Here is an 862-nt window from a genome sequence, read left to right as displayed (position 1 = left end):
GTGGTCATTCGCCGCGAGCCCAGGAACGGCCAGGCGGTGAACAGCTCGTCGATCCGCTGCATCAGGGCAAGGCCGTTGTCGTTGGCCGGCCGTGGCGGCCGGTAGACCCCAGAGCGCGCGATGCCAAGCAACATGCATTGCCGGCGGATCGACAGCGCCTGGGTCGGCGCGATCGAGCATTCCTCGACGGTCCGGCGTGCTCATCTTCCGGACCTCCGTGCTAAAAAATCGCGCTCGACTGTCAGTTGTCCGATCTTGGCGTGCAGCTTCTCGATCTCCGACCAGGGCAGTCAGTTCACCAGTGCGCCTTCACCCGGCGCGTTGGCGGGCGCAGGGATCAAGATCTCCATGGATGGCCGCGGTCGTTGGATGGACAACGTCTTCATCGAGCGGCTGTGGCGGTCGCTCAAGCAATGAGGACATCGTGTGCTGTGGAAGTCAGGCTTCGGCATGAAGCCTGACGAAGCTTTGTCAGAGATGGAGGAGGGCCCTCCGAGGTCGGCCTGCAGGGGAAGACTTCAAACCAGTCCGAGCTGCGAGGGTAAAGAGCCCTGGTGGTGAGCGTTGGAAGAAAAGGCGGAGGAAACTCCGTCAGGTGAGGTCCGAGGAGACGAACGTAAGTAAACCGCTGATGACGTGTCGTAACATGTTCTATCGACGTCGAAACCGGGATCAGGATGTCTATCCCGCGAGCAAGGGTTGGGGGGAGCCTGCTGACTGCCCAACCGGCGTCCGGCATGAAGGCGGCGTGACCTCGGATCAGGCTTTGACAAGGAACACAGGAACCTGTCGCTCCGATGTGAAGGGAGGACTCCAAGCGGCCCGTCGCCGCAAGGAGCAGAGTACCGATGCGGAGCACAGG

The 862-nt window shown here is 61.9% G+C and carries 1 pseudogene; it reads left to right on the top strand.

Going from position 1 to position 862, the window contains the following annotated elements:
• Positions 1 to 267: 267 nt before the first annotated feature.
• Positions 268 to 411: pseudogene (locus IVB50_RS42035) on the top strand (IS3 family transposase); the annotation flags it as partial.
• Positions 412 to 862: the final 451 nt, after the last annotated feature.

The organism is Bradyrhizobium sp. 87 (genome assembly GCF_023073015.1).
Classification (GTDB): domain Bacteria; phylum Pseudomonadota; class Alphaproteobacteria; order Rhizobiales; family Xanthobacteraceae; genus Bradyrhizobium; species Bradyrhizobium canariense_D.
Note: the sequence above shows the minus strand (reverse complement) of the source record. Positions and strands in the feature narration are given on the sequence as shown.